25 protein-coding genes are annotated in these 26,328 nt (G+C 37.8%); 13 read left to right on the top strand and 12 right to left on the bottom strand.

What is annotated here, in order from left to right; translation table 11 throughout:
* Positions 1 to 153: 153 nt before the first annotated feature.
* Positions 154 to 819, top strand: a complete 666-nt coding sequence (locus tag J1905_RS14940) for an NAD-dependent epimerase/dehydratase family protein (protein ID WP_250318105.1) — start codon at positions 154 to 156, stop codon at positions 817 to 819.
* A gap of 7 nt (positions 820 to 826) precedes the next feature.
* Here the strand turns inward: J1905_RS14940 and J1905_RS14935 are convergent, their stop codons facing one another.
* From J1905_RS14935 to J1905_RS14910, 6 genes are read right to left on the bottom strand one after another with little or no spacing between them, the layout of a single operon-like run.
* Positions 827 to 1,849, bottom strand: coding sequence for a tetratricopeptide repeat protein (locus J1905_RS14935; RefSeq protein ID WP_214228102.1), 1,023 nt, complete (start codon positions 1,847 to 1,849; stop codon positions 827 to 829).
* 56 nt (positions 1,850 to 1,905) lie between these two features.
* Positions 1,906 to 3,090 (bottom strand): class I SAM-dependent methyltransferase, encoded by a 1,185-nt coding sequence (locus J1905_RS14930; protein WP_214228101.1) that lies wholly within the window; start codon positions 3,088 to 3,090, stop codon positions 1,906 to 1,908.
* Complete coding sequence (locus tag J1905_RS14925; RefSeq protein WP_214228100.1) at positions 3,083 to 4,360, bottom strand: aspartate kinase; 1,278 nt, start codon at positions 4,358 to 4,360, stop codon at positions 3,083 to 3,085. Before J1905_RS14925 ends, J1905_RS14930 begins: the two co-directional genes overlap by 8 nt.
* Positions 4,360 to 5,166 carry a DUF3298 and DUF4163 domain-containing protein gene (locus J1905_RS14920; protein WP_214228099.1) on the bottom strand — a complete coding sequence of 269 codons (807 nt, stop codon included), beginning with the start codon at positions 5,164 to 5,166 and terminating at the stop codon, positions 4,360 to 4,362. Before J1905_RS14920 ends, J1905_RS14925 begins: the two co-directional genes overlap by 1 nt.
* Before the next feature lies 1 nt (position 5,167).
* Entirely contained in the window at positions 5,168 to 5,632 is a 465-nt protein-coding gene (locus J1905_RS14915; protein ID WP_214228097.1) for a GNAT family N-acetyltransferase, read from the bottom strand.
* Positions 5,629 to 6,318 carry a YggS family pyridoxal phosphate-dependent enzyme gene (locus J1905_RS14910; protein ID WP_214228095.1) on the bottom strand — a complete coding sequence of 230 codons (690 nt, stop codon included), beginning with the start codon at positions 6,316 to 6,318 and terminating at the stop codon, positions 5,629 to 5,631. Before J1905_RS14910 ends, J1905_RS14915 begins: the two co-directional genes overlap by 4 nt.
* Before the next feature lie 72 nt (positions 6,319 to 6,390).
* On the opposite strand from J1905_RS14910, the gene J1905_RS14905 reads away from it, so the two are divergent.
* Genes J1905_RS14905 through J1905_RS14885 form a run of 5 tightly spaced genes read left to right on the top strand, consistent with a single transcriptional unit; the run spans position 6,391 to position 11,942 of the window.
* The gene (locus J1905_RS14905) at positions 6,391 to 7,005 is read left to right on the top strand and encodes a DUF4296 domain-containing protein (protein ID WP_214228094.1); all 615 of its coding nucleotides are present in this window, start codon (positions 6,391 to 6,393) and stop codon (positions 7,003 to 7,005) included.
* Positions 7,006 to 7,018: 13 nt separating this feature from the next.
* Positions 7,019 to 9,391: an endonuclease MutS2 gene (locus tag J1905_RS14900; protein ID WP_214228093.1), complete on the top strand. Its 2,373-nt coding sequence runs from the start codon at positions 7,019 to 7,021 to the stop codon at positions 9,389 to 9,391.
* A 46-nt stretch (positions 9,392 to 9,437) separates the two neighbouring features.
* On the top strand, positions 9,438 to 10,526 hold the full coding sequence (locus tag J1905_RS14895) for a PQQ-dependent sugar dehydrogenase (RefSeq protein ID WP_214228091.1): 1,089 nt from the start codon (positions 9,438 to 9,440) through the stop codon (positions 10,524 to 10,526).
* A gap of 49 nt (positions 10,527 to 10,575) precedes the next feature.
* Positions 10,576 to 11,277: a CoA transferase subunit A gene (locus J1905_RS14890; protein ID WP_214228089.1), complete on the top strand. Its 702-nt coding sequence runs from the start codon at positions 10,576 to 10,578 to the stop codon at positions 11,275 to 11,277.
* A 5-nt stretch (positions 11,278 to 11,282) separates the two neighbouring features.
* Complete coding sequence (locus J1905_RS14885) at positions 11,283 to 11,942, top strand: 3-oxoacid CoA-transferase subunit B (protein ID WP_214228088.1); 660 nt, start codon at positions 11,283 to 11,285, stop codon at positions 11,940 to 11,942.
* Between the two features lie 16 nt (positions 11,943 to 11,958).
* On the opposite strand, the gene J1905_RS14880 is transcribed toward J1905_RS14885, so the two are convergent.
* Both J1905_RS14880 and J1905_RS14875 read right to left on the bottom strand, forming a co-directional pair.
* Positions 11,959 to 12,612, bottom strand: coding sequence for a uridine kinase family protein (locus J1905_RS14880; protein ID WP_214228086.1), 654 nt, complete (start codon positions 12,610 to 12,612; stop codon positions 11,959 to 11,961).
* Entirely contained in the window at positions 12,602 to 13,810 is a 1,209-nt protein-coding gene (locus J1905_RS14875; RefSeq protein WP_214228085.1) for a LysM peptidoglycan-binding domain-containing protein, read from the bottom strand. The genes J1905_RS14880 and J1905_RS14875 overlap by 11 nt, the downstream gene beginning before the upstream one ends.
* Positions 13,811 to 13,991: 181 nt before the next feature.
* On the opposite strand from J1905_RS14875, the gene J1905_RS14870 reads away from it, so the two are divergent.
* Both J1905_RS14870 and J1905_RS14865 read left to right on the top strand, forming a co-directional pair.
* Positions 13,992 to 14,471, top strand: coding sequence for a Dps family protein (locus tag J1905_RS14870; protein ID WP_214228084.1), 480 nt, complete (start codon positions 13,992 to 13,994; stop codon positions 14,469 to 14,471).
* Between the two features lie 81 nt (positions 14,472 to 14,552).
* Positions 14,553 to 16,388 carry a UbiD family decarboxylase gene (locus J1905_RS14865; RefSeq protein WP_214228082.1) on the top strand — a complete coding sequence of 612 codons (1,836 nt, stop codon included), beginning with the start codon at positions 14,553 to 14,555 and terminating at the stop codon, positions 16,386 to 16,388.
* A gap of 243 nt (positions 16,389 to 16,631) precedes the next feature.
* Here the strand turns inward: J1905_RS14865 and J1905_RS14860 are convergent, their stop codons facing one another.
* The gene (locus tag J1905_RS14860; protein WP_214228080.1) at positions 16,632 to 18,113 is read right to left on the bottom strand and encodes an OmpP1/FadL family transporter; all 1,482 of its coding nucleotides are present in this window, start codon (positions 18,111 to 18,113) and stop codon (positions 16,632 to 16,634) included.
* A 55-nt stretch (positions 18,114 to 18,168) separates the two neighbouring features.
* Positions 18,169 to 19,167 carry a hypothetical protein gene (locus J1905_RS14855; protein WP_214228079.1) on the bottom strand — a complete coding sequence of 333 codons (999 nt, stop codon included), beginning with the start codon at positions 19,165 to 19,167 and terminating at the stop codon, positions 18,169 to 18,171.
* A 105-nt stretch (positions 19,168 to 19,272) separates the two neighbouring features.
* Between J1905_RS14855 and proS the strand changes: the two genes are divergently transcribed.
* From proS to J1905_RS14830, 5 genes are read left to right on the top strand one after another with little or no spacing between them, the layout of a single operon-like run.
* The gene (gene proS / locus J1905_RS14850) at positions 19,273 to 20,745 is read left to right on the top strand and encodes a proline--tRNA ligase (RefSeq protein ID WP_214228078.1); all 1,473 of its coding nucleotides are present in this window, start codon (positions 19,273 to 19,275) and stop codon (positions 20,743 to 20,745) included.
* An 11-nt stretch (positions 20,746 to 20,756) separates the two neighbouring features.
* Positions 20,757 to 21,452 (top strand): hypothetical protein, encoded by a 696-nt coding sequence (locus J1905_RS14845; RefSeq protein WP_214228077.1) that lies wholly within the window; start codon positions 20,757 to 20,759, stop codon positions 21,450 to 21,452.
* Positions 21,449 to 22,588, top strand: a complete 1,140-nt coding sequence (locus J1905_RS14840; protein ID WP_214228076.1) for a cystathionine gamma-synthase — start codon at positions 21,449 to 21,451, stop codon at positions 22,586 to 22,588. Before J1905_RS14845 ends, J1905_RS14840 begins: the two co-directional genes overlap by 4 nt.
* A 25-nt stretch (positions 22,589 to 22,613) precedes the next feature.
* Positions 22,614 to 23,474 carry a TIGR02757 family protein gene (locus J1905_RS14835; RefSeq protein WP_214228075.1) on the top strand — a complete coding sequence of 287 codons (861 nt, stop codon included), beginning with the start codon at positions 22,614 to 22,616 and terminating at the stop codon, positions 23,472 to 23,474.
* Positions 23,475 to 23,480: 6 nt separating this feature from the next.
* Positions 23,481 to 23,996, top strand: a complete 516-nt coding sequence (locus tag J1905_RS14830) for a YdeI/OmpD-associated family protein (protein WP_214228073.1) — start codon at positions 23,481 to 23,483, stop codon at positions 23,994 to 23,996.
* A 1-nt stretch (position 23,997) separates the two neighbouring features.
* On the opposite strand, the gene J1905_RS14825 is transcribed toward J1905_RS14830, so the two are convergent.
* Positions 23,998 to 24,729 (bottom strand): polyprenol monophosphomannose synthase, encoded by a 732-nt coding sequence (locus J1905_RS14825; RefSeq protein ID WP_214228072.1) that lies wholly within the window; start codon positions 24,727 to 24,729, stop codon positions 23,998 to 24,000.
* 96 nt (positions 24,730 to 24,825) lie between these two features.
* Entirely contained in the window at positions 24,826 to 26,319 is a 1,494-nt protein-coding gene (locus J1905_RS14820; protein ID WP_214228070.1) for a peptide MFS transporter, read from the bottom strand.
* Between the last annotated feature and the right edge of the window lie 9 nt (positions 26,320 to 26,328).

The following is a 26,328-nucleotide window of genomic DNA, read 5'->3' as shown; positions in this document are numbered from 1 at the left end:
GTTAAAGTATGTTAAAGAATGTTAAAATGGGATCTGATATCAGCATAAGGCGTTAGAATATATCAGAAGTTTGAATGGTGTTTAATCTCATTAATGTTGCTACTTTTATAATCAAAGAGCCAAAGTTTTGTGTTGGCCTAAATTATTAGCTATATGGAAATTAAGGTGATCATTACCGGAGCTACAGGGATGGTAGGAGAAGGAGTACTGTTAGAATGCTTGTCAAATCCTCAGATAAAGGAAGTTTTATCGGTTAGTAGGAAGGCCTATGCCGGTGCTAAACATCCTAAATTGAAGGAATGCATTGTACCAGACTTTTTTAATTTAGATAGTATACAAGATCAGTTAATTGGCTACGATGCCTGCTTTTACTGCGCTGGTATAAGTTCAAATGGGCTCAATGAATCAGAGTATACACATATTACTTATGATACAGCCATGAATTTTGCTAATAAGCTGGCAGAACTTAATCCTCAAATGGTTTTTGGTCACATATCAGGAAGCCATACCGATAGCTCTGAAAAAGGAAGAATTATGTGGGCACGGGTAAAAGGTAGAACTGAGAATGCTTTAATGAAGCTTCCATTTAAAAAGGTGTATAATTTTAGACCGGCCTTTATGAAACCAACCGAAGGACAAATAAATGTTAAGGGCTTTTATAAAGCTATAGCTTCACTGTATCCTTTGTTACGCTTATTAATGCCCGGACGCGTAAGTACTTTGCGTGAAGTAGGGCAGGCTATGATTAATAGCGCACTAAAAGGTTATCCTAAGCCGATATTGGAGGTGTCAGACATTAAGGTATTGGCTAGCAGCTAAACAATTATCAATTGTGTGGAGTTGCAGATTCCCAAACAGAATAATCTGTTAGCATTTTTTCATGTTCTTTTATCCATTTTTTCTTCTCTTCCTGATCGGAAGTAAAGCTTACAATGCGCGCTATTAATGGCATATACTCCGATTTAGATAGTTTATAAAAGTAATCGGCATAAAAAGTCCAGAAAAAATCCTTGTCTTTTTTCTTCTCAGAAAGTTCACCTACAATGCCTAAAATAGTTTTTAGTTGTAGCTCCAGTTGGTCTGTTTCAGATAAATTAGCAATTCCAGGCGAAAATGATGCCATTGAAACGGCTAGGTTTGCAGCATCATAGCTAGGGTTCTTTTTATTTGAACTGATAGTAATGGTATTCGTTCCCTCTGTTTTAGGCGTACCAAGATTTAAAATTGTTTTAACATCCCGATAAGCTTTTACTGAGCGCTCAGAAGTTGTTTCCAGTATCAGGAAATTACAATAGGCAAGGAGGGCAGCAATTTTATTAGCAGGCTCAGCCATATTAATTACTGCATATAATCTGTGACTACTTGCGTGTTTTGGATTAAGCTGTAAGGATTTGGCCGCATGTTGCAGTGCCTCTTCATTTTTTCCAGCTCGTACATATGTTATTGCCAGATTGTAATACAAACCCTGATATTGCGGGTATGCTTTTATACCAAGTTTATAGGTTTCAATGGCTTTATCTGTATTTCCTTCGTTGTCATACATACTGCCTAGCATGTCATAAGCGCTGGCAGCATTAGGAGCCTTTCCGTCAATTAATTTATTGAGATAAGTGATGGCCTCTTTGGTTTTCTTAGTACTAAGAAGTGAAAAGGCAATTTCATAATTGGCTGTCGGATTATTTGGCTCTAGTTCCAGTGCTTCCTTGTACTTTGCAATGGCATCCTCAAACTTGCCTGCATCATGTAATTTAACTCCTTCAGTGATCAGCACTGAGGCCTTACTTTTATCTTGTGATAAAACAGTAAAAGAAATAAGTAGGGATAGGAGAATGAGCGTTAATGGTTTCATGACAAGCGAAAATTTGGTTAGTGTGCATTCACTATCATAAAGCTAAATTAAATTGCTCAATAATGCTGCACTATCTCGGCATCAATTATTAAATAACCATCATTTGCACCTTGAGTAAAGATGAGGAATTTGTGATGATCGGGTTTTATTTTGTACTTCTTAACTAAGTTTTCTGCCTTGTCACGATAGTTTCTGACAATAACATTGGCCTTCAGCGTCTTTTCTTTTTTAAGATCACTGGCAGAGATCATCTGGTTAATCTTAAAAATTCGTCCCGGAAAGGAAGAATCTATATGATCCGAAACATACAGTTGTGTTTGGTGATGTAGTTTTTTTAACCCGAATCTGGTGGCTATCAGGTTAAAGGCTCCGCTTTTAAGCAAGGCTGTATCCGGCTCATAGAGATAGCCAGAGGGAATATCATTTAACAATTCAGCTTCTGTTTCTTCTTCGCCCTTTAAAAAGGAGAACTCCTTTTGAGATTCATTGAGCGTAACCGCAACTATTTTTGGTTCTTGTACAGATTTATTGCTATCAATAACCCATAGTAGCTCCTTGCACTCATTTTTTACACTTACAATATGAACTTCAGAAACATTGCCGAGTTCTTTTAAACCGGCAGTTATGTCTAATAAAGGAGCCGTTTTAATAATGATGCGCTTTGATTTATTTAAAAACAGATCCACATGTTCAATAACATTTGGAGTACAATCTTTTAGCATAAAAACCTTACCTGCAGTACTTCTTCTGGCGGGATCTACATAAATGGTATCAAAGGTTTCATCAGTATTCGCTAAAAGAGCCAAACCATCTTCTGCTAAGCATTGGATGTTTGATTGCTGTAATACGCTATAGTTATGAGCAGCAATTTCAGAAAGATCGGCGTTGATTTCGCAATGCGTTAAGGTTTTTACTGCTTTTGCAAAGTAGTAACTATCAACCCCATAACCTCCGGTAAGGTCTATTAGGCTATCGCCAATAGCCAATCCTGCTTTGTAGACTGCTGTGGTTTCTGATGAACATTGTTCAATAGAAAGTAGGGCAGGGTAGTAAATCGAGTCAGTTTTATACCAGGTAGGTAGCTTTTTTACCGATTTATTTTTTGCTGCAATCTGGTTGGCCAGTTCTTTAGAATCAACTTGTTTAAACGGACTTTTAGACATAGCGAGCTTGTGCACATCATCATTTAGATGATTTTTGATGTACTCCTGGACCTCGCTATCTAAAACATATCTATTCAACGGTTATTTTGTCCCTCATTACAATTTGGCAAGTATACCTGCTTTTAACTTCCAGTAAGATGTTTTTGTTTACGGTAACCCTATCTATAGTTTGTTGGTTGTAATACCTAATGGTAACTAATTCTAAGCCTGTGTTGTATTTAACCTTATAATGCAGGGAAAGATCTGCTATCAGGGCTTCCAGTTTTTTAGGATCATGATCAAAACTTACCGAAAAACTGATGGCAGAATTTAGCATGGTAGTAATTTTTACCTTGTGCTTATGGAATAAACTAAAAATATCACTCAAATTTTCTTCAATGATGAATGAAAAATCTTTAGGAAAAATAGAGATCAATGCTTGGTTTACTTTAAATATAAAGGATGGAACCGGCAGGTGATTGTTCTCACCTGTGATGTCTGTGCCTTCGGCAGTATGGTCAAGAAATGAACGTACATACAAAGGAATATTCTTGTTTTGTATTGGCTTTATTGTTTTAGGGTGAATAATAGTTGCACCGTAATAAGCCAGCTCAATTGCATCATGATAAGACAAACGAGGAATTCTCTCTGTTTCATCAAACCACTTGGGATCTGCATTTAAAACTCCGGGTACATCTTTCCAGATGGTAAGTGAACTTGCATCCAAGCAGGAAGCAAATATTGCTGCCGAGTAATCAGAACCATCTCTGCCAAGTGTAGTGGTAAAGTTTTCACTTGTACTGCCAATAAAACCTTGAGTTACAGCAACACATTTTTCTAAAACAGGAGCAAGCTTTTTCTGTATTTCCTGTTCTGTTTTTTCCCAATTTACCTGCGCTTCGCGGTAACTGTTATCTGTATGGATAAAATTACGTGCATCAACCCATTGCACATTGCAGCCTGTTTCGTTTAAATAAGCTGCGGCAATTTTAGTAGAAACAATCTCACCGATTGATACAATCTGATCGTAAATATAATCTGCAGCATTATCCGGTTCTTCCTCAAGTAACCATTCTATCTCAACAAATGAATTCGCAACATCATTATAAACCGGGTTGCTATGATCAGGAAATAACTCACTGATAATATTGAAATGGAATTGTTTTACTTCTTCAAGTATCTCATGCGTATCATTGAGGCCCGATAAATAAGCTTTTGTTAATTCCTCAAGCTTATTTGTCATCTTACCCATTGCTGAGATAACGATTAACAAGTTGTTTTTTTGATTACGTTCTTTAATGATTTTGGCAAGATTTCTTACTCCTTCGGCATCTTTAACTGATGCACCTCCAAACTTGTATACCTCCATTAATTTGTTGGACTTAGTAATGAATTAGGTTTAGCAATTTCTTTTAGCTCACTGAATGGGATAATCAGTTCTGTTGTTCCATATACATAAGCCTTAATTTCGTAAGGGTTGTAAAGGAATTTTAAACCCTGATCAGTAACTGTAAAGTTGTCATTCAATTTAAAAGTGTCGTTCTCAAAGAAATAACCATCTTTTAAACTTGCGGTAGAGCTAAGCTTTTCATTTTTTCTGAATATTTTTTCGGCTACAGCAGTAAGCTTTGCCATTGAACCCGGTTGAATCAGTGAATCTAAAAGGATCTCCTGATGGTTCGTTGGATTGTAATTGATGTAAGTGAATACACTATTTGGGTGTGCACCACCAGAGTAATTCATGTAGCTGCTTAGCAACGACAAGTAATTTGATTTTTGTGTAACAACCTTAGCTTTTATATCTAGTATCCAGGTTTGTGGATAGTCTTTTTCGGACGTCCGAAAATCATCGTAGCCTTTTACAAAATCTGCAGCGTAGTCGTTGTATGTTTTGTAGTTTTTGCCAGAATCTGCTGTAAGTTTTATTTTACTTTCAACAAACTGATTCACTTTTTCATCTGAGAATAATGGAAATACAATAACTGCCTTAGTAGTATCATTGTTTTTATTGATGATTACCGGAGTTTTACTGTAAACTTTTACCGAATCATATTTAAAAGATAATGAATCTCCGCTTGTTACCAGATTTGTTGTATCGGCGGTACCGTTTGTTTTATTTTCACTCTGACAAGCAATAAAGCCTATCGCAATTATTAAAATCCCTAATTTTTTCATGTTACTTTAAGATTTGTTCCTTTGATAAGGACGCATTTAACCATCCTGCCTCTAAATGAGCAGCGTACTTATTATAAAAATTAATTGCCGGTTCGTTCCAGTCCAGAACCTGCCAAACCATACCACTGTAGTTTTTATCTTTTGTTTCCTGAATAACAGTTTCAAAAAGAAGCTTTCCAACTCCTTTTCCTCTGCATTCTTCAGTAACAATAAAATCTTCCAGATATAATCGGCAGCCTTTCCAGGTAGAGTATCTTACATAATATAAGGCAAAGCCGACAATCCTATTGTTATCTTCAGCAACAAAAGCTTTCCATACTTTGTTTTCTCCAAAACCAGCATCTTCAAATTCGGCTATAGTTACGGTTACTTCCTGTGGTGCTTTTTCATAAAGAGCCAGTTCATGAATTAATTCTAATAATCTCGGACAATCTTCTCGCTCGGCAACTCTTATTGTAATACTCATTCTGTTTTGTAATGTTTTATTTTTCTTTTACCAAAAATACTGCTTCCAACTCTTACCATGGTGCTGCCTGCTTCGATTGCTAATTTGTAATCGCCTGACATACCCATTGATACTTCCTTAAAGTAATCATCTTTTCTAAAAAAGCTAACCTTTATACCATCAAAAAGTACTTTTAGTTCGGTAAATTCATCTAAAGTCTGTTTTTCAGGAGCGTTATTGCTTGCAATTCCCATTAAACCTACAATGCGTACGTTTTTAAGAGTGGCAAATTCTTCTGACCTAAGCAATTCAATTGCTTCGTCAAATCCAAGACCAAATTTGGTGTCTTCATCAGCAATATAAATTTGTAGCAAGCAGTCTATTACCCTTTTATTTTTTAGAGCTTGTTTGTTTATTTCAATCAACAACTTTAAGCTATCAACCGAGTGAATTAATTTAATAAATGGGGCAATGTATTTTACCTTGTTGGTTTGCAGATGACCAATAAGATGCCATTCAATATCTTGAGGTAGTAATGCTTGTTTATCAACCAGTTCCTGCACTATGTTTTCTCCAAAAACACGTTGTCCGGCATTATAAGCTTCCATAATTGCATCCGGTTCCTGATATTTGGAAACCGCAATTAATTCTGCCTCTGTATTGTCTAATTCGCTTTTATATTTTAATAAGTTATCTGCTATACTCATTTATCAGTATTTTTGGTAAAAATAAGAACCTTAGCGAACTTTGTCTAAGAAATAATGATGTTTTAGCACATAATGAAGAACTTTATATACACAGCCTTCCTTTTTTTATTCATTGCAGGCTGTAAGCCGGGTATTCCTTCTGATATTATTCAGCCAGATAAAATGGCCTTGGTATTGAATGATATTCACATTGCGGATGCCTATATCACTACCATTCCTAACCTTGATACCTCAAAGGCCACAGCCGCATCTTATTATAATGGAATTTATAAGCGATATGAGATAGACTCTGCACTTTATAGTAAAAGCATGATTTATTATGCTCAGCACCCTAAGGTATTAGATGAAATTTATGATAAAGTAACCAAGGGTTTAACAAAGCAGAAAAATGTTTTGGTAAAAGCTGATTCATTAGCGAATGCTAAAATTGCAAAAGCATTGAAAGTAAAAATGAAGGCAGATTCTGTTAAGCGTGTAGATTCCTTAAAAAAGGTTACAGCACCACAGAAGGCCAAGTTTAAAGCAGATTCTTTAAAGAAAGTTTTAGCAATTAAAAAGGCTGATTCCATTAAGAAAATAGACTCAACCAAAAAATCTAAAGCTCTTTTAAGAAAGATTAAAAGGAAAAAGAGAGCTGATTCTATAAAGGCTGCTGAGTTAATTAAGAAGACGATTAAGAAAAAATAAGATAGAAATAGGAATGTTATATCCGGAGAATTGTTTAGAGCGTTTGGGGTTTAATGAGGTAAAACAACTTATTTACGCACACTGTCTGAGCCCAATGGGACAGCAGATGGTGAGCAAAATGCAAGTGATGACCAAGTTTGATCAGATTAATAAGTTTCTGAGACAAACGAGTGAATTTAAAAGTATCCTCGAAAATCAGGAACCTTTGCAAATCAGTACATTTTTCGACATAAAGTCACTTGCTGATAAGATTAGGGTTGAAGGAACTTATCTGGTAGAGGATGAGTTACATCAAATGTATGCTTCATTGCAAACGGTATTTTCTGTATTGAGGTTTTTTGACGAAAGAAAAGAAATCTATCCTAACCTGGAAGCTTTGTTTGAACATCTTCCGGTTGAAAAGAATATCCTTAAGCGCATAGAGTCTGTATTGGATCCGAAAGGAAAGATAAAACCAAATGCTTCTGTTGCACTCCAAAATATAATTGGTGAGATAGCAAAAGCGGAGCAGGATGTAAGAAAGCGAATGGATTCTATTTACAAGCAAGCTATTAGTAATAATTGGGTTGCCGATGGAAGTTTAACTATACGCGATGGCAGAATGTGTATTCCGGTACTGGCCGAAAATAAAAGGAAACTGAAAGGTTTTATTCATGATGAATCGGCCAGTGGACAAACGGTATATATAGAGCCTGAAGAGGTGTTCTCGCTAAACAATAAGCTTAGGGATTTGGAGTTTGATAAGCGCAGGGAGATTATAAAGATCCTGATTGCGCTTACGAATGATTTGAGGCCATATACGCCATTATTATTATCGTACCATGGCTTTCTAACCAAGTTAGATTTTGTACGGGCGAAGGCTTTGTTTGCTATCGATGTTGAGGCCGATATGCCTGTTTTAATAAAGGAGGCAAAAACAAAATTGGTTAATGCCCGTCATCCTTTATTGTATCTTTCGTTTAAGCAGGACAAGAAATCTGTAGTTCCATTGAACTTTCATATTAATGAAAATATGAGGGTTGTATTGGTGTCAGGCCCCAATGCCGGGGGTAAGTCGGTATGTATGAAAACTGTGGGTTTACTACAGCTGATGGTACAATCGGGATTACTGATCCCTGTTCACGAATCTAGTGAGGTCGGAATATTTGACCAGATATTTGCGGATATCGGCGACGATCAGTCGATAGAAAGTGATTTGAGTACTTACAGTGCACACCTTACCAAAATGAGGTATTTTGTTGCACATGCTACACCTAAATCTCTTGTGCTAATTGATGAATTTGGAACGGGTACTGATCCGCAGTTTGGTGGGCCTATGGCCGAGGCTGTGCTTGAAGTATTGAACAATAAAAAAGTAAGGGGGGTAATTACCACTCACTATTCTAATTTGAAGCTTTTTGCCGGGAATACCCCTGGTTTAGAAAACGCGTCGATGTTGTTCGATAACGACAAAATGAAGCCTATGTACGTACTGGAAATTGGTAAGCCGGGTAGTTCTTATGCTTTTGAAATTGCACAGAATATTGGTTTACAAAAAGAAGTGCTTGAACTGGCAAGAGCTAAAACCGGAACTAATCAGAACAGAATAGATAGCTTACTGGTTGATCTGGAACGTGAAAAGAAACAGATTTACGATACCAAAGTGAATCTTTCAAATCAGCAGAATAAAGTAAAAAACTTAGTAGCTGAAAATGAGAAGTTGAAGCTGTTCTTGGATGAGAATAAGAAAATACTGATTAAGGAAGCTAAACTGGAAGCTCAGGCTATCATTAAAAACGCCAATAAGCTGGTTGAGAATACAATAGCGGAGATTAAAGAAAGTAAAGCAGATAAGGTAGTAACTAAAGAACTGAGACAAAACCTGCATAGGGAATTGGTTCAGAATCATGTTAAAGAAGAGAAGAAACCTGAAATCCCGGTAATCAGTAACACGCCTATTGAAGTAGGAGATTGGGTGCAGCTAAATAATAGTGAAACCATGGGACAGGTGTTGGAGATTAATCGCGATAATCTGGTGGTTGCACTAGGTGATCTACGTTCCGTACTGAAGAAAAACCGTGTACAGAAAATCAGTAACAAGCAGGCCAAAAAGGCTGTTCAGAATAATTCATTTACCGGTAGTATTTCTGAAGCGATATCAAGCTTTACAGCTGAGTTAGACCTGCGTGGTATGCGTGGCGAAAATGCCTTGCATGAAGTAGAAAAATATCTTGATAAGTCAATTATGCTTGGTTTTCCTTTTATTAAAATCATCCATGGAAAAGGAGATGGTATTTTAAGGAAACTGATTCGTGAATATTTAAAGAAATATAGTCAGGTAAACAGGGTAGAGGATGAGCATGCTGATAGAGGTGGCGATGGCATCACTTATGTTTATTTTAATTAGGTAAACTTATTTACTTTTAGGGTGTTGTATAAAAAAACGACATCCTATGAAACTTTTAATTGTAAGTCTGTTTGCGCTCTTTATAAGTGTTTCTTCCTGCAAGAAAAACAAATCCGGAGGCACACAGAATCCTGGTGATGTTGCTATTAAAACCAAGGTTTTAGCCACTGGGCTATCCCATGTTTGGGAGGTAGTTTACGGCCCGGATCAACAATTGTGGATTACTGAACGTTCAGGTAAAATCAGCAGGGTTAATCCAGAATCAGGAGTAGTAACCGCACTTCATACCATTGCCGAAGTGGTGTCAAAAGGAGAAGGTGGTTTGTTGGGAATGGTTTTAAATCCCGATTTTCAAGCTAACCCATGGGTATATGTGGTTTATGATTATGGTTCAAACTATAAAGGAAAGATAGTTCGGTTTACTTACTCAGATGGTAAATTGAATTCACCTCTTACTATTCTTGATCAAATTCCTGCAGCATCAATACATAACGGTTCAAGGTTGCTGATTACGGAAGATAAGAAACTCCTGATTACAACAGGTGATGCGAGTGATGCTGATAATGCCCAGGACATGAATTCTTTGTCGGGTAAAATACTAAGAGTAAATCTTGATGGTTCCATACCTGCAGATAATCCTATTGCAGGTAGCAGAGTATGGAGTTTGGGACATAGAAACCCGCAGGGGTTGGTAATGGCCAATGGCAAGCTATACGAATCGGAGCATGGTCCCAATAATGATGATGAGGTAAACATTATTCTGAAAGGCAGAAACTATGGTTGGCCAGAAGTTGAAGGCTATTGCGATGACAACTCTGAAAAAGTATTCTGTGCTGCACACAACGTAGTAGAGCCAATTAAAGCTTGGACACCTACAATTGCTACCAGTGGTTTAACTTATTATGGCAGTGATTTGATCTCCGAATGGAAAAACTCTTTATTATTAGTTAGTCTAAAAGCTTCTAAACTAACTCAGCTACAACTTAACGCGGCTGGTGATAAGATAGATAGTAGTAAAGATTATCTGATAAATGAGTATGGAAGGCTAAGAGCAATATGTACTGCGCCAAATGGAAAAGTATATATAGGCAGTAGTAATGGAGGTGATGATAAAATTTTAGAAATATCGAAATAGTTTGGTTCTAACATAATTTATAGCATAATTTAGTAACAAAACGTTTAGTATGATAAACAAAGTTGTAACAGGTGCTGATGAAGCCATCAGGGACATAAAAGACGGTAGTACATTAATGCTTGGAGGTTTTGGTTTGTGTGGAATACCTGAAAACTGTATCACCGCACTGGTTAAAAAAGGAGTTAAAAGACTTACTTGTATTTCGAATAATGCCGGGGTTGATGATTTTGGGATTGGCTTGATGTTACAGCAGCGTCAGGTTAAAAAAATGATCTCATCGTATGTAGGGGAGAATGCCGAATTTGAACGTCAGTTGTTAAGTGGTGAGTTGGAGGTGGAGTTGATACCTCAAGGCACACTAGCCACAAGATGCATGGCAGCAGGATATGGCATGCCTGCAATTTTTACACCTGCAGGTGTTGGTACTGAAGTAGCTGAGGGTAAAGAAATCAGAAATTTTAATGGTAAGGATTATTTGATGGAATATGCTTTTGACGCAGATTTTGCATTAGTAAAAGCCTGGAAAGGTGATACTACCGGTAATTTAATCTTTAGATCTACAAGCCGAAATTTTAATCCGGTAATGGCTATGGCCGGAAAGATCACGATTGCAGAAGTTGAAGAACTTGTTGAGCCGGGAACGCTTGATCCGGATCATATTCATACTCCGGGTGTTTATGTGCATCGCATTTTTCAGGGTGCTAATTATGAGAAAAGAATAGAACAACGTACAGTCAGACCAAGAAATTAACTTTTATGCTCGATAAGAACGGAATTGCGAAACGTATCGCAAAGGAAATTAAAGACGGCTACTATGTGAATTTAGGAATCGGTATCCCAACTCTCGTAGCTAATTTTATACCTGATGGAATCAATGTAGTGCTTCAATCCGAAAATGGTTTATTGGGCATGGGGCCTTTCCCATTTGAAGGCGAAGAGGATGCTGACTTAATTAATGCGGGTAAGCAAACGATTACCACTTTGCCTGGCTCATCAATATTTGATTCGGCGATGAGTTTTGGAATGATCAGAAGTCAAAAAATTGACTTAACTATATTAGGTGCTATGGAGGTATCCGAAAATGGTGATATTGCCAATTGGAAAATACCAGGTAAAATGGTAAAAGGGATGGGGGGAGCTATGGATCTTGTAGCTTCTGCAAAGAATATAATTGTTGCTATGCAACATGTAAATAAAGCAGGGGAGAGTAAATTATTGCCAAAGTGCTCCTTGCCGCTTACTGGAGTAAACTGTATTAGAAAAGTAGTAACGGAACTAGCTGTATTGGATATATTGCCTGAAGGTGGCTTTAAGTTAATTGAAAGAGCTCCAGGAGTAAGTGTTGATTACATTAAACAAGTTACGGCTGGTAAACTTTTCGCTGATGATGGCGCGCCGGAAATGATATTGGATTAAGAAGGCATAAACAGGCCTATTCGGCCTGCTTATGTTTACAATATTTTACTTTCAGATCTACAGAGATCTCTTCTGTTATTTTAATGATATCGTCAGGCGTGTCATGATTGTTTATAATAATCTGATCGCATTGGCCTTTATAAGGCAACAAGAACTCTTTGTAAGCAGGAACCACATGATTGTTCCACTTGTAAGTAACATCATCCTCAGGGTAGCCACGTTCCATACCATCACGTTTAATTCTGCGATCTAATGCTACAGATTCATCTGCCTCAACAAAAATTCTATGATCAAGAAGTTGAGCAATTTCTTTAAAATGGAGAATGAAAAGACCTTCTACAATGATAATTGGTGCAGGGTTAATCTCCAATATTTTGGTTATTGCTAATGGATTATTAAAGTTGTATTCTTTCTTGTAAACAACTTCTCCTTTTATAAGTTTCTTAATATCCAGCAAAAATTGCTGATCATCAATGGTCGACGGTAAATCAAAGTTGTATAATTTATTTTCTTCCTGAGTCATTTCACCAGCCGGGATGTAATAATCATCCTGTGAAACTAATGTTACCTCATCATTTTTAAAATGATGTAGAAAACAATTTAAAAAGAAGGTTTTGCCGGATCCACTACCACCCGCAATACCGATAATAAAAGGCTTATTATTGTTCATTCTCTTGTCCGCCGTATGTTAAATTGCAATAAAATCTCTTGTCTAAAGCACCTAGTGCATCAGCAACGGCTTTAGTCATTACAATTATAACATCTTTTGTGGACTCATTTTCAGTAAATTTACCAACAACCTTTGCAAAAGCGGATCTGTTGGTCATAGGGTTAGTGATTTTCATTACTGTTCCAATAGGAGCTGTGCGATGTAAAACCAACATTTTTCCTGGATCAAGATCACTGTCAGTAATCCATGCTGCAGTACCTTTTTCATCAATCTGATTTAGGCCATATCTGCTAGCTGCATACTTTAATGAAGGATCTTTAATAGAGTTCAAGGTATCAGGATTAGCAGGGTTTTTAGCATTTTCTGTAACAACCGGATATTGACCTCTGATTAATAACCTTTGACCAACACTTAGTGAATTATCAGTTAAATTGTTTTTAGCTTTTAACTGATCCATTGTTAATTTGTATCGCGTTGCAATAGAATACATAGTTTCGTTAGAAGCAACTGTATGTACCAACAATGGCCCTTCATCTTGTTTTGTAGAATCAGGATTTGAGGCATCAGGCTTAACAGGTGTAGATTTTTGAGTCGACTTTGTGCTGTCTTTTTTAGTTACAATAGCTACAGGATCTTTTGCTGTGGTTTCAACTGGCGGAGTGTTAATTTTCTCCGGATCAACAGTTTCTGTTGGTGTTTCTTCCGGAGTCTTAGTCGCGGGAATTTTTAATAACTGACCTATTTTTAAATTTATGGTACGCAGGTTATTAACTTTTTTAATCTCATTTACTGTGGTGCCGTATTTTTCGGCCAACATATTTAGGTTTTCCTTTTTCTGTACAGCATGCTCTATAAGGTTGCCTTCAACCGGTGTATCAGTAGCTGATGCCGGGACTATAGATTCTTTAGAACTTGTAGTATTTGTAGCGTTTGCAGTCGTGGAAAACGGAATGTCGGTAGGCACTTTAATAATGACGCCAATTTGAAGGTATTTGTTATCATTAAATGTCATTAACGTTTTAGGAACAATGTTGTATCTTCTTCCTATGGAATAGTAGGTGTCTTTTGCAACCACCTTGTGGACGATCAATTTTTTACCGTTATAATTTTCTACACCTATTGAATCCCTGGTGTTTGCTTCGGCAGCAGTTAAATTAAGAAGTACGGCAAAGAATGATACTATATAATATTTATACATTAATTTTCTGATAAAGTAATTTCGCAATAATACGAATAATAAAAATAACCCCTGAATTGATACTATAAACGTTTCTTATGATTTCCTATTGTATGTTTAAGAACATTTTTCAAACCATTTTAATTGGACATTGTTATATTCTCAATTCCTAGAAGGACGACAAAATAAAAAAATAAATACTATGGACGCAAAAGAAATCAGTTTAAATGAAAAGAAAGTAAAACCCGTTGTAGATATGTTAAATGATTATTTAGCTAACTACCATATTCATTATCAAAAGTTAAGAGGCTGTCATTGGAATATTAAAGGTCAGAATTTTTTTACCCTGCACCTTAAGTTCGAAGAATTGTATACAAATGCCCAGCTTACGATAGATGAAATTGCAGAGCGCGTTTTAACTCTTGGAAAACCTCCTCATAGTCGCTTTGCCGATTATATTAAAGAATCTACAATAAAAGAAATTGATACCATAGGTTTAAAAGATATGGATATGGTTGAGGCTATACTTGATGATATGGCCAAGCTAATTGAATTGGAACGTGACCTGCTTGATGCAACAGATAAAGCCGGTGATGATGGCTCTAATGATATGGTAAATAGGTTTATGCAATTTAAAGAGAAAAACACCTGGATGCTGCGCTCTTTTGCAGGTAAGAGATAAGTATTTGTAATAAAACACGTGATGCTGAATTTATTTCAGCATCACGTGTTTTATACCATTCTTTAATATCTTTGGCATGTAATGGGATATAAAAGTTTAGCAGACTGCGTTGCCGATCTGGAAAAGCATGGGCATTTAATTAGGATAAAAGAAGAGGTAGATCCTTATCTTGAAATGGCTGCGATACACCTTAGGGTGTATGAGCAACAAGGACCGGCATTGTACTTCGAGAAAGTTAAGGGAAGTAAGTTTCCGGCCGTTTCTAATTTATTTGGAACATTGGAGCGTTCTAAGTTTATGTTTCGCGATAGCTTGCCTAATGTTGAACAGCTGGTAAACCTGAGATCAGATCCTGTTAAGGCTTTAAAAAATCCTTTTAAATTACCTGGTATCGCTTTTACAGCATTAACAGCGCTGCCTTTAAAACAGAGTTTGTTTAAAGCTACTTTTAGTAAAACCAGCATTAGCGAGTTGCCTCAAATTGTAAACTGGCCAATGGATGGTGGGCCTTTTATTACCATGCCGCAGGTTTATACCGAGGACATTGACAAGCCGGGAGTGCTAAATGCCAATCTTGGAATGTACAGAATACAGTTGGCTGGTAACGATTATGAAACCAACAAAGAAATAGGATTACATTATCAAATACATAGAGGAATTGGAGTTCATCAATCGAAAGCCAATGCAAAAGGCCTGCCTTTAAAGGTGAGCATTTTTGTAGGAGGGCCTCCTTCTCATCCATTAGCTGCGGTAATGCCATTGCCCGAAGGTCTGTCAGAAATGACTTTTGCTGGTGCTTTAGGTAATAGAAGGTTCAGATACTTTTATGACGAAGAAGGATTTTGCATTTCAGCAGATGCTGATTTTGTGATAACCGGTACTGTTTATCCTCAGGATAATAAACCAGAAGGACCATTTGGCGACCATTTGGGATATTATAGCCTTACTCACCCGTTTCCTTTAATGAAGGTGCATAATGTTTATCACCGAAATGATGCGATATGGTCGTTTACCGTTGTAGGCAGGCCTCCTCAGGAAGACACCAGTTTTGGAGCTTTAATTCATGAAATTGCCGGATCGGCTTTGCCTAAAGAAATTCATGGATTAAAGGAGGTAAACGCAGTTGATGCAGCAGGTGTACACCCTTTATTATTTGCTATCGGGAGTGAACGTTACACGCCATATTTAAATGAAAGAAGACCTCAGGAAATATTAACGATTGCAAATCATATTCTTGGTAAAAATCAGTTAAGTTTAGCCAAGTACCTATTTATAGCTGCAAGAGAGGACGATGAACAGTTGGATACGCATGATCTTTCCCGTTTTATACAACATGTATTGGAGAGAATTGATCTGACGAGGGATTTACATTTCCATACTCAAACAACTATCGATACATTAGATTATAGTGGCGAGGGATTGAATAGTGGCTCAAAAGTGGTTTTTGCTGTTGCAGGGGAGAAAAAGAGAACTTTAGCTACTGAGTTGCCAGTTGATTTGATTCCTTCTGCCGGCTTTTCGGATTTAAAACTTGCCATTCCGGGTGTGTTGGTTGCTCAACTTCCTAAGTATACTACTGCTGAAACTGCTAAGAATGAAATATCATTGTTAGAAGAATCATTAAAAGGCAAAGATTTAGATGGAACTCCCTTAATTGTGCTTTGTGATGATGCCGCATTTACTGCTGAAAATATAAATAATTTGGTTTGGGTTACCTTTACAAGAAGTAATCCGGCAACAGATATTCATGGTATTTTTGAATTTATCGAAAATAAACATTGGGGTTGTAATGGCCCTGTTATAATTGATGCACGTAAAAAACCGCATCATGCACCTGAGCTGTTGAAAGTGCCAGCGGTAGAAGAAAAAGTGAATAGGCTGGGGGAGAAGGGCGCTTCTCTATTTGGTATAATCTAGATTTTAAGAGAGAATAATACGCGAGTATGCTCGGCGTAAGAAGAGTGTCTTGTTAGAGAATAGTCTGACAGACTCTGAGTTGAGTCTGAGGAGAGTCTGAGTTGAGTCTGACAAGTTATAGAAAACCCTCATCTCTTTTAGTTAGCCAAAGGAGATGAGGGCGTGTGCAATAGCATGATGTCATTGCCACTTTTTTGTGTTTTTTCTAATGCTAGGCTCTCAGTGTGACGAGCTTTTCAATTCCTAAAACCTCAATCCAAAGGTTAAAAATACATTGTTTCTTGAAGTTTTAATGTCAGCAACCGGTTCAAGAGGGTTTTCGTTTGAGCCAAGTAAATATGGCGACAACTCTGTATTTGTCTCCATACGTTGGTAAGCAACATCTACATAATAGTTGTTCACACGGTAACCAAGTCCACCCGAGTAAAACTGAGTGGCAAAGTGTTCTTTCGTGTCACCTTTTATAGCACTTCCATTAACTCCGTAACCACCTCTTAAACTAAAGGCATTATCTATTTTATATTCGGCACCAACTCTGTAATTAACAGCTTGTTTGTAATCTGCTCTTATTGCGTTGTTCTCATCTAAAATTGTATTGGGCTCTAGGCCCTGATCTGTTGAGAAACGGATGGTACTATAATCTATGTAGTCAACATCAGCAGAGATTAATGCTTTGCCTGCAATTACATAGCTCGCACCTAGAGATCCCTTTAAAGGCGTTCTAACACGGTAGTTGAATGGATAGTTTTCCGGGTCGCCGTAAAGGCTTCCTGCGTTTGCACCACCAACAATTTTAGAATCTAAAGTCCAGGTAGTATTGTCTTCAATTAGCATCCATGAAGGAGATTGTAAGGTTGCTCCAATTCTGAAGTTTTCAACCGGTCTAACAATTACACCCAAACGAGCGTTATATCCAGAACCTCTCGATTCCTGATTTTGTCTTAATGATAAGTTATATTTAGAATTGTCGGACTCTATAGTGCCGGATTCAGTGAATTCGCTATCGTTTACATAACGAACATTAACCAATGAGACGCTAGCTCCGATGTAAACCTGATTAGATATATTGATGGCTCCTGAAGCAGTCAGCTCTGATGTAGAACCGGATCTTATTTCACTTTTCAATTGAGTGTTAGGTACTTTAGTTGCTGCAAAATAACCCAAATCGTCTTTCTCTAAAAGATATCCATCGTAGGCATATTGCTGTAAAGAACCATTCGGGAGGCCATTTCTGTTTGCCTCCTCAGCAAAATGATCAACTATAGAGTTGTTCGGGTTAGATCCACCGTAGGTGAAATTACCGCCAAAATCATTATTTCTGTTATAAGCAATCCCGAATACTGAACTAACAACGCCTTTTTGGGTATCTTGTCCTTTTACCCTAATTGAAGGGCTAAATAAAACAACACCAATATGGTTAAGGTTTACATTGTCTTTTGAAGATTTAGTATTCTGGTTTAGGAAGTTTGCGTTTCCTGAGAAATTATTGAATTCGGGTGTTAAACTAAATTCAGATTTAGTGAATAATCCAAGTCCTGCCGGGTTACCGCCAATTGAACTCATATCTCCACCAACACCAATTTGCGCGCCACCCATACTTTTAAATCTGGAGGTACTGCCATAATTGGTCTGAGAGAATTTTAAAGCATCAGGCGAGTAAATCTGGGCGTATGTTGTTCCTGAGATGGCTACTGTAGCCACCAGAGATAGTATCAGTTTTTTCATGTATCGTAAATAATGATAGGTTTTAAGTGTGCCCTGCAGGAGCAGGGCACTTTAATTATCCTCTTCCGGATCTTGATGATCTTCCACCACCGCCGCCGCTACTTCCGCTGCTACCTCTTCCTGAAGAAGAACCACCACTGCTTTCTCTGGCAGGAGGGCTGTAACTCGGTCTGCTTTCAGGCTGACGTGCCGGAGCGCTTTCCCTTGCAGGTCTTGTAGTTTCAGTACGTGCAGGTCTTGTATTTTCTGTACGAGTTGGTCTATCAGTTTGCGGACGAGCAGGTCTTGTACTTTGGCCATCATTAACAGGTGTTCTGCCTGGTCTGGATGAAACAGTTCCATCAGGATTTACTCTTGACGGTCTTGTTCTGCTTGGAATAATATTTCCTTCAGCATCAACCCTTGTACCACCTGCAGGTCTTGCGTATCTACGATTAGCTCCTATGCCGTTATCTCTACCCATAGAAGGTCTTGGTCTGTAATCAGGCACGTTGGTCGTTCTGCCGGTGTAAAAGCCACCGCCATAATATCCACCACCCCATAAACCGCCGCCCCAAAGGCCGCCACCTCCGAAGTAACCACCACCGTAGTAGTAATTATTCCAACCGAAACTGTTCGAACCCCAGAAAGGAGAATATGCAAATCCCCATCCAGAATAAGGTGAATTCCAGTAACTGTTGTAAAATGGACTATATCCAAAATCTAAGTATCCAGAAGAATACCATCCAGAATTATAATATGGATCGTAGTATGTTCTGAAAGGACTTGAATAATAAAATCTGTTTATACGTGATGAATAATCCTGATCGTAATAAGGATCACTTGTTCCGTAATAATCACTCTCATCATATTGTTCGTCAGCATATTGCTGATCATCATATTGAGGTTGTTGTACTTGTTGAGGAGCAGGAGTATAAACCTTCGCCTTCACCGTACTACTGTAAACATCATCATCCGTATTGGCACTTTGCTGCGCAAGCCTTGGCGCAGAGCAGGACGTAACAGCTATTGCCGTTATGACGAGCATTCCTGTGAATAAATGGTTAGGTTTCATAACTATATGTGTTCTTTGTGTGTTGCAATTTTTTTGTAGGTATAAATTTATAAATTTGTAGACTACATTACAAGTCATTTAACACAAAAAACGTTCCATTCAGCTATGAGCAAAGGCATTACAAGTAAAAACGAAGATTATTCCCAGTGGTATAACGACATTGTTATAAAAGCTGACCTGGCAGAACACTCATCCGTTAAGGGATGTATGGTGATAAAACCCTATGGATACTCCATTTGGGAGAAGATGCAGGGTATTTTAGACCAAAAATTTAAAGATACAGGACACAGTAATGCTTATTTTCCGTTATTCATTCCAAAGTCATATTTTTCTAAGGAAGCTTCGCACGTTGAAGGTTTTGCAACGGAATGTGCCGTTGTGACACATTATCGTCTTAAAAATGACGGAAATGGAAATATTATTGTTGATGAAACTGCCAAATTAGAGGAAGAATTGATCGTTAGACCAACTTCTGAGACCATCATTTGGAATACTTATAGAGGCTGGATTCAGTCGTACAGAGACTTGCCTTTACTAATCAATCAGTGGGCAAATGTTGTACGTTGGGAAATGCGTACCCGTTTATTTTTACGTACTACAGAATTTTTATGGCAAGAAGGACATACTGCTCACTCGACTGCAGATGAGGCAATTGAAGAGACAAGAAAAATGCTGGATGTTTATGCTGATTTTGCTGAAAGCTTTATGGGCTTGCCGGTTGTAAAAGGTGTAAAAACTGCTAATGAGCGTTTTGCAGGGGCTTTAGATACTTATTGCATCGAAGCATTAATGCAAGATGGAAAGGCATTGCAGGCTGGTACTTCTCACTTCCTTGGTCAGAATTTCGCTAAAGCTTTTGACGTGAAATTTACTAATAAAGAAGGTAAAATTGAGCATGTTTGGGCAAGTTCATGGGGTGTTTCAACACGTTTAATCGGTGCTTTAATTATGGCACATAGTGATGACGCTGGTTTGGTATTACCTCCAAAATTGGCACCTATACAAGTAGTTATCGTTCCTATTTACAAAAGCGATGAGGAATTGCAGAAAATCTCAACTTTTGTTGATGAATTAATGCCAAAACTGAAAGCTCTAGGTGTTTCTGTAAAATACGATGATCGTGATACACAACGTCCGGGCTTTAAGTTTGCAGAATATGAGCTTAAAGGTGTGCCAATTCGTTTGGCAATTGGTGGCAGAGATATGGAGAATGGAACTGTTGAGCTTGCAAGAAGAGATACCAGAGAGAAGCAAACTGTTGCTCAGGAAGGTCTTGAAATCTTTATCGCACAGCTTTTAGAAGACATTCAGCAAAGCATTTACAATAAAGCTTTAAACTATAGAGCTGAGCATACTACTGAGGCCAACTCTTATGCTGAGTTTAAAGAATTACTTGATGGTAAGGCTGGTTTTATTGCTGCGCATTGGGATGGAACTCCGGAAACTGAACAGAAAATTAAAGAAGAAACAAAAGCTACTATCAGATGTATTCCTTTGGATAACAAGCAGGAAGAAGGCGTTTGTATCTACTCTGGTAAGCCATCTACCCAAAGGGTATTATTTGCACGAGCCTACTAAATTTTATTGGAATGGAAACTGAAAATTATAGCAAAATACTTAGTGAGTTTGAGAGTAAAGCGTCGTTAAAACAGAAAATTTTTAGGAATACTACTGAGGTCTTCGGCTTGCTGAAGACCCAGCTTTCCAAAATTGCTGTTAAGTTGCAAACGGATTACGTAGCTAAGGATCCTTCTGTTGAAGTACACTTTAAGGAAAGTGGTAAGTTTGAAGGTCAGCTTAAATTTTCGGGTGATATGTTGATGGTTTCAATGCACACCAATGTGTTTGCCTTTGATAAATCACATTCCATACATCAGACAAAATACATCAAGGAGGATGAAACTTTGAGCTATTGTGGCACAATTTATATTCATAATTTCCTGGCAGATTCTATCAAGTATAACCGTTTATCTGACGAAGGGTCGCTTATCGCGCGTATACTGGTTAATAAAGAGAAACATTTTATGGTTGAGGGAGAAGGGGCGCTTGATTTCTTATACCAGAGTATGGCCGACAACGTTATAACTGAAGAAAAACTTACCGATATTATAGAACGATCTATTCTTCATTGTTTAGATGCTGATCTTTTATTACCGCCTTTTGCAGAAATAAAAGAAGTAACTTTAAATCAAAAACAATCAATGCTGGCTTCAAGTGGTTATCCAACCAGTAAAAACCTTGGTTACCAGTTTAAATCAGAAATTGAGCAAAACGACAATATATGAAATTTGCAACTAAAGCTATTCATGCTGGACAAGAGCCTGATCCTACAACCGGAGCAGTGATGACTCCAATATATCAAACCTCTACTTACTGGCAGAAATCTCCTGGTGATCATAAAGGTTATGAATATTCGAGAGGTACTAATCCAACTCGTAAAGCACTTGAAGATTGTTTAGCAGCATTAGAAAATGCTAAATATGGTCTTGCTTTTTCGAGCGGAATGGGTGCGACGGACACTGTTTTAAGATTATTGAAGCCTGGCGACGAAGTGATTACCGGAAATGATCTTTACGGTGGTTCTTACCGCATCTTTACTAAGGTGTATGAGAAATATGGCATTAAGTTTCATTTCTTGGATTTGTCTAAACCGGAAAACATAATTCCTCATATTAATGAAAATACCAAATTGGTTTGGATAGAAACACCAACCAATCCAACAATGAGAATTATTGACATTGAGGGGGTTGCTAAAATCACCAAACAACATAAACTAATTCTTACTGTTGACAATACGTTTGCTTCGCCATATTTGCAGAATCCAATGGATTTGGGTGCTGATATTGTAATGCATTCTGTAACTAAATATATCGGTGGGCACTCTGACGTGGTAATGGGCGCTTTGCTTGTTAACGACGACCAGTTGTATAAAGACCTTTGGTTTATTTACAATGCTTGTGGTGCTACACCTGGTCCGCAGGATTCGTTTTTAGTATTGAGGGGAATTAAAACGCTTCATTTAAGAATGAAAGCGCATTGTGAGAATGGTGAAAAAGTAGCACGCTATCTTAAAACTCATCCAAAGATCGACAAGATCTATTGGCCTGGCTTTGAAGATCATCCTAATCATGACATTGCCAAAAAGCAAATGCGTGGTTTTGGAGGTATGGTATCTATTACTTTAAAGGACGCCGATCTAAAGGAAACATTCCGTGTGGCTTCTTCTTTTAAGGTGTTTACGCTTGCAGAATCACTTGGTGGGGTAGAGTCACTAATTAATCATCCAACTACCATGACTCATGGTTCTATCCCTAAAGAGGAACGTGAGAAAGTAGGGGTTACAGACAATCTGTTGCGCCTGAGTGTTGGTGTGGAGGATATTGATGATTTGCTTGCTGACTTAGAGCAGGCGCTTAAATAATAGGATATTTTTAAATGACAAGCAGTTGGAATTTTTAGAACTTAAAGAATTTTTGGATGTAAAGGTTGATCAGTATAACAGACCAAACTTTATTGAAAATGACCCAATTTGTATTCCACATCAGTATACTAAAAAACAAGATATCGAGATTGCCGCATTTTTTGCGGCAATTTTAGCTTGGGGGCAACGCAAAACAATTATTAATAAATGTAATGAGTTGTTTGCACGGATGGATAATGATCCACATAATTTTATGTTGCACCACGGCGAGGAGGATTTGAAACGCTTGTTGGGTTTTAAACACAGGACGTTTAATGATACTGATCTGTTGTATTTTGTTTCCTTTTTTAATCAGCATTATCATCAGTTTGATAGTCTTGAAGCAGCATTTTTATCACCTTCTGATGTTTTTAGGACTGACTTTCTAACTGATGAACTTCAGCATGGATATACACAGTATGCCTCTTCAACCTGTATGTTGCCGGAATTAGCTAAGCAAGCGCCTAAATCTGAAAGGTCTCTTAATTATTTCAGGTCTTACTTTTTCTCTCTTCCTGATTATCCAAGGAGAACGATAAAGCACATTTCATCACCATTGCAGAAGTCGACTTGTAAACGTTTAAATATGTTTTTGAGGTGGATGGTAAGGAAGGATCGTAATGGTGTTGATTTTGGAATATGGAGTACCATTAAGCCTTCAGACCTGGTATGCCCATGTGATGTACATGTGGATAGGGTAGCCAGGAAGCTTGGCTTAATTGAGAGAAAACAGACGGATTGGCGTACAGCAGTAGAGCTTACAAATGAACTCCTTAAATTTGATCCTATGGATCCGGTTAAATATGATTTTGCATTGTTTGGTTTAGGTGTTGAAGAGAAATTTTAATCTAATATGGTTACTTTCAAAGCAGAGATAGAGCGTTTTGCTGAAATGGGTGAGAAGTCGGGGTGGACTTATGTTTTCATTCCATTGGCTATTGCCAATGAGATTAAGCCTGATTGCAGGAAGAGTTATCGTGTGAAAGGACGTTTAGATCATTTTGAAATAGAGGGGATAGCACTGGTGCCAATGGGAGAGGGGAATTTCATTATGGCGCTAAATGGAGGTATGCGTAAGCAGATTAAGAAAGATCTGGGAGGAGTTTTGGAGCTGTCTTTAGAAGAGGATACAACCTTTAAAATAGAAATGCCCGAAGATCTGGAACTTTGTCTTTCTGATGAACCACATCTGCTTAAAAACTTTTTGAAGCAACCTAAATCGCATCAAAACTGGTATATCAATTGGCTTAATTCTGCCAAGACAGAACCTACCCGTACCAAAAGAATTGTAAAGATTGTTTCAGCTATGGATAAAGACTGGGATTTCGGGACAATGATGCGTGACGGAAAACCCAGAAAAGAAGAATAGATTAAGCTCTATCGTATTTCCTGAACCAACTCCATACCTTCATTTGGATTACACCAATAAATGCTTCCCTGAAAATTCTGGTGCTCATTTTTGAAGTGCCTTCTGTACGGTCTGTAAATATAATGGGAACTTCTTCGACTTTAAACCCGTATTTGATAGCTGTAAACTTCATCTCAATCTGAAAAGCATAGCCAACAAATTTAATCTTATCTAAAGGAATAGTATTCAATACTTCTCTACGGTAACATTTAAATCCTGCGGTTGCATCCTGTATGTCGATACGTGTAATTAAGCGTACATACATTGAGGCAAAATACGACATTAAAACTCTGCTCATAGGCCAGTTTACCACATTAACTCCCCTAACATAGCGAGAGCCAATGGCAACGTCTGCACCGTTTACACAGGCTTCACGTAGGCGTACCAAGTCATCAGGGTTATGAGAGAAATCAGCATCCATCTCGAAAATATACTGATACTGAGGTCTGGCTAAAGCCCATCTGAAACCGTGAATATAGGCAGTTCCAAGTCCCAGTTTACCTGTTCTTTGCTCTAAATGAAGCGCAGGGTATTCTTGCTGAAGTTTTTTAACTATTTCGGCTGTGCCATCTGGTGAACCATCATCAATAATTAATATTTCAAAAAAGTAACTCAAAGAAAAAACCTTCCTAATGATTCTCTCAATGTTCTCTTTTTCGTTGTAGGTAGGTATAATTACTAGACTGTCTGACACGTAAAATAAATTAAGTAGCGAAATTATGGATTCTAAATGAAAAAACCCGCAACCGGTTTAGGGTTACGGGTTAAAATATGTTAAATAAACGCAATTTTAGCTTACGCCTTGCATTAAACGCTTGATTAATGGAGAGAAGAGTATTAAGAACACCCCAGCAATGCCCGCATAAATTGCCAAATTGTAATATCCTGCAGTATAAGATTCCAGCTTGGTGAGTAGAGATACATTGTCGCCACTTACCGACATTTCTGCTCCGAATTTACCCGCTGCGAACTGTCCGAATGCACTGGCTAAAAACCACATTCCCATCATCATACCGGTCAGTTTTTTAGGCGATAACTGAGTAACCAGCGACATGCCGATCGGCCCCAGGCAAAGCTCACCAATTGTGGTTACGAAATAACCCAGAGTAAACAGGTTTAATGAAGTTACGCCATTGGCATCAGCAAAGAAACGGGTAAAAAAGAAGATGTAAAAGGAAGCTCCCAGAAACAAAAATCCAATACCGAATTTAATAATAGAATTAGGTTCCATTTTCTTTTTAGCAAGCCACAACCACAATAAGCCAATCAACGGACTCAATATAATCACAAAAAGAGAGTTTGAACTGTTATTAACTACGTTAGGATCGATGTTAAAGAACAACAGGGTGTGGGATAAGTTCTTTTCAGCGAAAAGAGCTAAAGAACCGCCACTTTGTTCGTAGATGGCATTGAATAAGAAGTAACAGAAAATAAAGATAAATGCAGCAAACAATTTCATCTGGAACTTCCGATCTTTCACTTTATAAGTTTCATATAAGAAATAAATGACAGATAAAGGCGCAATAGTATACATGAAATAGTCTGTATAATGCGTGTTTTGTACCATGATTAGGATCAAAGGAATAGAAATCAGGGAGAAAAGGTATACGCCAATTTCACGTATTCTTTTCTTACCCACTGGCATGTTTTTCAAAGGTGAATCACCAATAGGTCCAAGAGTTTTCTTGGTAAACAAGAAGGTGATCAAGCCTATAGCCATTACAATAGCTGCTGCCAGGAATGCATAATTCCAGGAAACATATTTACCTAGATATACACACAAACCACCACCTAGTAAACCACCAATATTGATACCAGCATAGAACATTCCGTAGCCAGCATCTCTACGTCCATCACCTTCTTTATACAAATCGCCAACCATTGAAGAAACGTTTGGTTTGAAAAAGCCAGTTCCAATAATAGAAAGCGTGATCCCGATATAAAAGAATTCTCTTGGCGAAGCTGCAATGATTAAGTTTCCAAGAATCATAATCATCCCTCCAAAGAAAAGCGATTTTCTGAAACCTAAAATTTTATCTGCAAAAATGCCACCTAGGAAGGTAAATGCGTACACAAATGCCTGGATGGCTGCGTACTGTAAGTTTGCATTCTTATCACTAAGGGCAAGGCCTACAATCTTGTCGATCATAAAGATAGTGAGCATTCCACGCATGCCATAAAAGCAAAAGCGTTCCCACATCTCTACTAAAAATAAGGCCCAAAGCTGCTTTGGGTATTTACCTTCGAAATTCTGAATCTCGTCTAGTGTAATGTCTTTCTGCATTGTTTTTTA

Source organism: Pedobacter sp. B4-66, from assembly GCF_018492665.1.
Classification (GTDB): domain Bacteria; phylum Bacteroidota; class Bacteroidia; order Sphingobacteriales; family Sphingobacteriaceae; genus Pedobacter.
Note: the sequence above shows the minus strand (reverse complement) of the source record. Positions and strands in the feature narration are given on the sequence as shown.